The organism is Streptomyces sp. NPDC005195 (assembly GCF_040608315.1).
Classification (GTDB): Bacteria; Actinomycetota; Actinomycetes; order Streptomycetales; family Streptomycetaceae; genus Streptomyces; species Streptomyces kaempferi.
On the sequence record NZ_JBEXHZ010000114.1, the window covers coordinates 1 to 7562 of the forward strand.

The window sequence follows — 7562 nt, forward strand, 5'->3', positions numbered from 1 at the left end:
CCGGGGCCGCCGGCCCGCCCGCGTCACTTCCCCTCGGGAACGCCACCCCCGCCGGTCCGCCCGTGGACGTGCAGGCGCTCCAGCCAGGCCGGGTCCCGCACCACGGCGGCGTGCTCCTGGGCCAGGCACAGATAGACGTCCCGGCTACCGTCCTCGGCGGGCGTCGGCGCGATGTGCACCGTCGGCACCGGAAGGTCCGGGAACTCGTACCAGAACGGTTTTCCGCCGCCCAGGTCGATGCGGTACAGCGGGAACTGCGACCAGTTGTTGACGGACAGCGCCGTCTCGAAGACGTCCGGCGCCCGGACCGACATGACGTGCCGTGACACCCCCGCCCCGCGATAGGAGTTGAGGAAGGCGATCTCGTCACGGATCTTCTCGGCGGTGTTGGCGTCCAGACAGGCCCGGACGTCCTGGGCGACACGGCCCAGCGGACGCTCACGCAGCGCCGCCGCCGGGGTGGTGGTCCAGCTGTTGCTGACGCAGTTGCCCCAGTACCCGGCGGGCAGCGCGTCGCCGAGCCGGGACTGCACACTGACGATCATGCCGAGCCACTCGGCCGCCTCGTCGGGCCGGGCGCGCAGCTCACCGAGCACCTGCCAGATGTGCGCGGTCAGCACGTCGTTGGTGGAGACCCAGGAGCCCTCGCCGGTCAGCTGCCGCTGCGCGGCGTTCTTCATCGCGGCGAGTTCGGCGGCCTCGAAGCGGGTGGCGACGGTCGCGAGTTTGTGCAGGCCGACCTCGAGGTTCGTCTTCAGCAGCCGCAGCCGGGAGACCCCGGTGAACGCGCGCGAGGCCACCGTCGCGGGATCCGCGGACTCCCGGCCCAGCGCGTCCATGACGTCCCGGTCGTGGGACGGCTCCGCGGAGGCCAGCCCGTGGTGCTCGCGCGACCAGCTCTCCAGGAACGCGAGGGTGTTCCCGCCGTCCGCGAGACTGTGGTTGATCGTCACGCCCAGGATCGAGCCGCCGCCGCGCATCTGCGTCAGCCGGATCTTCAGCAGCGGGGTGTCCCGGCCGACGACACGGAAGGCGCTGACCTCCCGCAGCAGCCGGCCGATCACCGGCTCGGCGCGCAGACCGGGCCCGTACTCCCGCATGGGCTCCGACGACACCGCCTCGGTGAAGCGGACCCCCGCGTCGTTGCAGAGCACACTCAGGCCGCCGTCCCGGTCCCGGGTGAGACGCCCGGCCAGCGGCGGGTAGCGGCGCAGCGTACGCGCCAGGGACGCGCGCAGTTCCGCGCCGTCCAGCGTGTTCCGGTAGAAGAACGTCATCGGCGTGTACCAGGGGCCGGTCAGCAGGTCGTAACCGCTCAGCCGGACCCGGCCGCCGCCGGCCGTGCCGGCACGGACCAGGAAGGTCCGCTCCTCCCGGCTGTCCACGACGCGGCGGAACGCCGCCCCGGCCGTCCCCGCCGCCCCGGCCTCCTTCTTCGCCGCGCTCCTCGTGTCCCTCGTGTCCCTGGAGCCCTTCGCCGCCTTCGGCGTCGGCTTCTTCTCGTTCTTCTCGTTCGTCGTGTTCGTCGTCACGGTGGTCCTCCTCGCGGCCGATCAGTCCCAGGCGACGAGCAGGCTGTCGACCCCGTAGTGCACGGCACGGTCGCGCAGCGGCACCTCGTCCGCGGGCGTGGCCAGCCGCAGCTTCGGGAAGCGTTCGAACAGCGTGCGCAGACCGATCCTGAGGGTGGCGCGGGCCAGATGCTGGCCCAGGCACTGGTGCGCCCCGAAGCCGAGCGCCAGGTGCTTGCGCGGGATCCGGGTGACGTCGAGGGAGTCGGGGTCGGTGAACACCGAGGGATCACGGTTGGCGGCGGGCAGCGACAGGACGACGGTCTGCCCGGCCTTGATGGTGACGCCCTCGATCTCGACGTCCTCCAGCGCGCAACGGCTCGACCCCATCTGCGAGATGGTCAGATACCGCATCAACTCGTCGACGGCGCCGCCCTCGTACAGCTCCGGACGGCTGCGCAGCAGCGCCAGCTGCTCCGGCTGCTCCAGCAGCGCGAACGTGCTCAGGGCCAGCATGTTGGGCGTCGTGTCGAGGGAGCCGCCCAGGGTGAGGACCGCGAGGTTGACCATCTCCTCCTCGGTCAGCTCCCCGGTGGAGGCCAGCTGCCCGAAGAAGTCGTCGCCCCGCTCCTTCATCCGCTCGCGGACCATGGGCCGCAGCGCCGCGTCCATGGACTCCACGTGGTGGATGAACTCCTCCAGCGTGTACGTCAGCGTCATCATCGCCGAGAAGTGCTTGGAGATGGCCGCCATCAGCTCGGCGGAGGCCCCCATCAGGGACTGCACCGTGCGCACGCTCACCACCTCGGCGAACGACGTCAGCAGGTCGGCCCGCGAGCCCTGCGCCGCCATCTCGTCGAGGGTCTCGCCGATGATGCGGGTCAGCTCCGGCTCGAACTGCTGGATCCGGCGGACCGTGAAGTGCCCGGCCAGCAGACGCCGGTACTTGGAGTGCTCGGGCGCGTCCGTCTTCGCGAACGAACCGGGCGGCGAGGGCTGGGGGGTGTACTCGTCCATCGGGAACGGCGGCGCGACCACGTGGGCCAGCAGCTCGTTGCGGTGGCTGAAGCGGTTGTCGGCCAGGATCTGCCGCACCAGGTCGTGCCGGGTGACCAGCCAGCCCGAGGTGTCCGCCGGGGCCACCTGGAAGGTGATGGGGCTGATGGGGTCCTCCGCGCGCAGGCGGGCGTACGCCGCCGGCGGATCGAACGGGCATTTACCCCGGTCCGCCGGGATGACGGGTGCGTCGGGCCGTGTCTTCATGGTCACTCCGTTGGTGTGCCGGCTACGCCGTCGGGTGTCGTGGAGCGGGAGCTGGTGGGGTGTCAGGCACGCTTGACGGCCAGCGGCAGGTGCCGGGCGCCGTAGACGTTGGTGCCGTGGTAGGTCAGCCGCGCGTCGGGGTCGACCTCGATCCGGGCGAACCGGTCGAGGAGCGCGTTCAGGGCGACACGCCCCTCCAGCCGGGCCAGCGGCGCCCCGATGCAGTAGTGGATGCCGTGGCCGAAGGCGGCCTGGCGGGAGTTGGAGCGGTCCGGGCGGAAGGCGCCCGCGTCCTCGAAGACCTCCTCGTCCAGGTTGGCCGACAACAGCCACAGGTGCACCAGGGTGTCGGGGGCGAGGCTCGTCCCGCACAGCTCGGTCCCGGCGGTGGTGACCCGCTCGATCCGGGTGAACGGCGGACGCAGCCGCAGGCTCTCCTCGATCACGGCCGGTACCAGCGACCGGTCCGCACGGACCCGCTCGAACAGCTCCGGCTCCCCGTCCAGGCACATCAGCGTGTTGCCCAGCAGCACCGAGGTGGTGATGTGCCCGGCGAGCAGCAGCAGGGTCGCGAAACTCGCGATGTCCTCGTCGTCCAGGCGCTCGTCGTCGAGCTCCGCGTGCACCAGGGTGCCCAGCAGGTCGTTCTGCGGCTCGCGGCGCCGGTCGTCGATGAAACCCTGCAGATAGGCCGAGATGGTGACGCCGGTCTCCTCCATCCGCCGCACGCTCGCGGGATCCTCCGGATCCGTCGACAGCAGCTGGTCCGCCCACCCCTGGAACAGATCCCGGTCGGCCGTCGGCACGCCGAGCATCCGCGCGATCACCGTGACCGGCAGCGGGTTGGCGAGCACGTCCACCAGGTCGAAACGGTCACCGCCGGCCGACTCCAGCAGCTCCGCGGTCAGCTCGGTGATCCACGGTTCGAGACCGGAGATCAGCCCCGGTGTGAAGGCACGGCTGACCAGGCGGCGCATCTTGCTGTGCAGCGGCGGGTCCAGCAGCAGGAGAGTGCCGCGCGGGGCCTGCCGCTCACCGCCCGACAGACGGCCCACGGTGTCGGACGAGAACGTCGCCGGGTCCGCGAGGACCCGCTGGACGTCCTCGTACCGGAAGAGGTGCACCTGGCCCGACTCGTCGATCCACACCGGACACTCCTCACGCATCCGCGCGAGCCAGGCGAGCAACGTCGTCCCGCCGTCCGGCTCCACCGCGGGAGCCCTGCCGATGCCCGGCCCCGGCGCCGCGCCGGGCGCCTGCTCGGCCGCCCCCTGCGACACGCCGAGATCCGAGGTGCCTTCCTCCGCCACCAGTGGTTCCCCCTCTCGTGCGGCCCGGTCGCGATCGCGGCCCGCGACGCACCGTGTTCGACCGGCACCCGACGGGGCCCGGCTCTCGCGTCACTCCAGCACGCGGCGCCCGCCCGGATCCAGGAACGGCGGCGCAGTCTAGGGATTCACCGAGTACCACCCGCCCGGCACCCGCGCACCGGCCCGGCAGCGGGCCGCAATCTCTGGAGGAAACCCCAGACAGTGACGGCCCGCGGCGGCAACAGGCCCGCCCACGGCCCAAGATGGGCACGCCCCGGCAGCGGGGCGCCCCCCGTACCGCCCACGACGCGGAAGGCCGGCATGGACATCGCGATCGACCAGGACAAGTGCATGGGAGCGGGTCAGTGCGTACTGATCGCGCCCGAGGTCTTCGACCAGGACGAGACCGACGGCCGCGCCCTGCTCCTGCTCGAACGGCCGGGAAGCGACCACCACGAGGCGATCCGCGAAGCGCACGAATCCTGCCCGCTGGGTGCCATCACCCTGCGGGAGAACTGAGAGGCCCCGGCAGCCGGCCGGGCGGCATCGCCCCCGGTCACCGCCGGGCCCTCCCAGACGTCCCGCGGCCCGGCCGCAGACCCTCCACGAACGAGAGGATGCCATGCGCGTTCTGTTCGCCGGCCTGTCGGAGAAGTCGCACCTCTACACCATGGTGCCGCTGGCCTGGGCCCTCGCGACGGCCGGGCACGACGTGCTGATGGCCAACTCGCCGTCACTGACCCCCGCCATCACGGGAGTCGGCCTGGTCGCCGCCCCCGTGGGCACCGACGACCACGCACTCCACTCGGACATGGCCCTCGCCCGCGAATCCCAGGACGCCGACGTCGCCAACTGGAGCCACCTCGGCCCCGGCCAGGTCGACTGGGCCACCCTGCGCGAACGCTACGAGATCAGCGTGCCGTGGGGCTTCGCCCGCTACAACGATCCCGTCATGGACGACATGGTCGCCCTCGCCCGCGACTGGCGGCCCGACCTCGTCGTCCGCGACCCCATCGCCTACGCCGGCGCGGTCGCCGCACGCGCCTGCGGCGCCGCCCACGCCCGCCTGCTGTGGTGCGCCGACGTGTACGGAAGGGCCAGGAAGACCTTCACCGACCTCGCCCGCGAGCTCCCCGAGACCGAACGCGTCGACCCGCTCGCCGAGTGGATCGACGAACGCGGCAGCGCCTACGGCGTGTCCTGCGACGAGGAACTCCTCAACGGCCAGGTCACCATCGACACCCTGCCCCCCAGCCTGCGCCCGCCGAGCGAACTGCGGCAGCTGCCCATGCGCTACGTCCCCTACAACGGCCCCGCCGTGCAGTGGGACTGGCTGCGCGAGCCGCCCAAGTCGCCCCGGGTCTGCGTCACCCTCGGCCGCACCAACAGCGAGGCCTACGGCGGTGACTACGTCCCCCTCCACGACATCCTCAGGGCCCTCGGCGCACTCGACGTCGACGTCGTCGCCGCGCTCATGCCCGAACAGGCCGAACAACTCGGCGACCTGCCCGCCAACGTGCGCGCCGTCAGCGGAATCGCCCTGAACACGCTGCTGCCCACCTGCTCCGCCGTCGTCCACCACGGCGGCTGGGGCTCCTTCTCCACCTCGCTCGTCAACGCCGTCCCGCAGCTCGCCCTGTCGACCAACGTCGCCGACCAGGAACTGCGCGGACGCTCACTGGAGAAGGCCGGCGCCGGGATCTTCGTCCACCACAGCGACGTCGACGCCGGGCAGGTCCTCGTCCACACCCGCAGGCTCGTCGAGGAACCGGAGTTCGCGGCCGCCGCACGACGCCTGCGCGACGAGTCCGCCGCCCTGCCCAGCCCGCACGCCCTGGTCGCGCAACTGGAGCGGCTGGCCGCGGACCGCTGAGCACCGACCGCCCCCCCCCGAACACACCGGCACACCGGCCGGATCCACGCACCGCACCGCACACACGAGGAAGGAGGACGGCGCCCCGCCACCCCGAACAGGGCTGTGGGCGCCGCAATCCCGATGAGTCAGACACGCATCCTGGTGACCGGCGGTGCCGGCTTCATCGGTTCCCATTACGTCCGCACCCTCCTCGGCCCCCTCGGCCCCGACGACGTCTCGGTGACCGTCCTGGACGCCTTCACCTACGCCGCCAAGCGGGCCAGCCTCGACGAGGTCGCCGACTCCCCCCGCTTCCGGCTCGTCGTCGGCGACATCTGCGACCCCGACGTCGTCGGCCCCCTCATCGCCGAGCACGACCAGGTCGTCCACTTCGCGGCCGAGTCGCACGTCGACCGCTCGCTGTCCAGCTCCGCCGAGTTCGTACGCACCAACGTCCTGGGCACCCAGGTCCTCCTGGACGCCGCCCTGCACCACGGCATCGGCACCTTCGTACACGTCTCCACCGACGAGGTCTACGGATCCATCTCGACCGGCTCCTGCTCCGAGGAGCAGTCCGTCAACCCCAACTCGCCCTACGCCGCGTCCAAGGCGGCCAGCGACCTGCTCGCGCTGGTCTACCACCGCTCCCACGACCTGGACGTACGGGTGACCCGCTGCTCCAACAACTACGGCCACCACCAGTTCCCCGAGAAGATCATCCCGCTCTTCGTCAGCCTCCTCCTGCAGGGCAAGAAGGTCCCGCTGTACGGCGACGGGATGAACGTGCGCGACTGGCTGCACATCGACGACCACGTCCGCGGCATCGAACTGGTCCGCACCCGGGGACGGGCCGGCGAGATCTACAACATCGGCGGCGGCACCGAGCTCGACAACCGCCGTCTCACCGAACGGCTGCTGGAGGCGTGCGGCGCGTCCTGGGACCAGGTCGAGTACGTCACCGACCGCAAGGGCCACGACCGCCGCTACTCCGTCGACTGGAGCAAGGCCCACACCGAACTCGGCTACAAGCCGCAGAAGGACTTCACCGAGGGCCTCGCCGAGACCGTCGCCTGGTACCGCGACAACCGCGACTGGTGGGAGCCCGCCGCCACCGACGCCGACGGGGCCGCGACCGAGGCCCCCGCATGCTGACCTTCCGCACCCTGGGACTGCTCGAGGTGACCCGGGACGGACGGCCCGTGACACCCACCGCCCCGAAGGTCCGCCAGATGCTGGCGCTGCTGCTGGCCCGCCGCAACACCCTGGTGTCCATCTCCGCGATCGCCGGCGAACTGTGGGAGCGCACCCCGCCCCGCAGCGCCACCGCCACCGTCCAGACCTACGTCTACCAGCTGCGCAAACTCCTGCAGAGCGACGACGAGACGGCCGCCGGAACGGGACCGCTCGTCACCAGGGCCACCGGCTACATCCTGCGGGTGGCCCCCGGGGACTACGACGCCGAGGAGTTCGAACGGCTCACCGTCCAGGCACGGTCCGCGATCGAGACCGGCGACGCCCACACGGCCACCGAACGCCTCCAGGCCGCACTGGCCTGGTGGTCCGGCCAGCCGTTCGCCGACATCGGCCAGGGCCCCTGCCTCCAGGCGTACGCGCTGCGCCTGG

The 7562-nt window shown here is 71.8% G+C and carries 7 protein-coding genes; 4 read left to right on the top strand and 3 right to left on the bottom strand.

From position 1 onward, the window contains the following. Positions 1 to 23: 23 nt before the first annotated feature. The 3 genes from ABZV34_RS35900 to ABZV34_RS35910 all read right to left on the bottom strand — a co-directional run bounded on the left by ABZV34_RS35900 (position 24) and on the right by ABZV34_RS35910 (position 4084). Positions 24 to 1532, bottom strand: coding sequence for an acyltransferase (locus ABZV34_RS35900; protein ID WP_356286372.1), 1509 nt, complete (start codon positions 1530 to 1532; stop codon positions 24 to 26). 21 nt (positions 1533 to 1553) lie between these two features. Beyond that, complete coding sequence (locus ABZV34_RS35905; RefSeq protein ID WP_356286375.1) at positions 1554 to 2774, bottom strand: cytochrome P450; 1221 nt, start codon at positions 2772 to 2774, stop codon at positions 1554 to 1556. Positions 2775 to 2836: 62 nt separating this feature from the next. After that, positions 2837 to 4084 (bottom strand): cytochrome P450, encoded by a 1248-nt coding sequence (locus tag ABZV34_RS35910; protein ID WP_356286378.1) that lies wholly within the window; start codon positions 4082 to 4084, stop codon positions 2837 to 2839. A 321-nt stretch (positions 4085 to 4405) separates the two neighbouring features. Between ABZV34_RS35910 and ABZV34_RS35915 the strand changes: the two genes are divergently transcribed. From ABZV34_RS35915 to ABZV34_RS35930, 4 genes are all read left to right on the top strand, one after another. Further along, on the top strand, positions 4406 to 4603 hold the full coding sequence (locus ABZV34_RS35915; RefSeq protein WP_356286381.1) for a ferredoxin: 198 nt from the start codon (positions 4406 to 4408) through the stop codon (positions 4601 to 4603). A gap of 103 nt (positions 4604 to 4706) precedes the next feature. Further along, entirely contained in the window at positions 4707 to 5957 is a 1251-nt protein-coding gene (locus ABZV34_RS35920; protein ID WP_356286384.1) for an activator-dependent family glycosyltransferase, read from the top strand. A 123-nt stretch (positions 5958 to 6080) separates the two neighbouring features. Then, positions 6081 to 7091 carry a dTDP-glucose 4,6-dehydratase gene (rfbB, locus tag ABZV34_RS35925; protein ID WP_356286387.1) on the top strand — a complete coding sequence of 337 codons (1011 nt, stop codon included), beginning with the start codon at positions 6081 to 6083 and terminating at the stop codon, positions 7089 to 7091. Further along, a partial coding sequence (locus ABZV34_RS35930) for a BTAD domain-containing putative transcriptional regulator (RefSeq protein ID WP_356286390.1) occupies positions 7085 to 7562 on the top strand: 478 nt, incomplete at its 3' end. The genes rfbB and ABZV34_RS35930, both read left to right, overlap by 7 nt.

Bases quoted from the DNA above. Each gene is read 5' to 3' on its own strand.
- rfbB (WP_356286387.1), top strand. From the start codon at position 6,081: ATGAGTCAGACACGCATCCTGGTGACCGGCGGTGCCGGCTTCATCGGT.
- ABZV34_RS35905 (WP_356286375.1), bottom strand. From the start codon at position 2,774: ATGAAGACACGGCCCGACGCACCCGTCATCCCGGCGGACCGGGGTAAA.
- ABZV34_RS35920 (WP_356286384.1), top strand. From the start codon at position 4,707: ATGCGCGTTCTGTTCGCCGGCCTGTCGGAGAAGTCGCACCTCTACACC.
- ABZV34_RS35915 (WP_356286381.1), top strand. From the start codon at position 4,406: ATGGACATCGCGATCGACCAGGACAAGTGCATGGGAGCGGGTCAGTGC.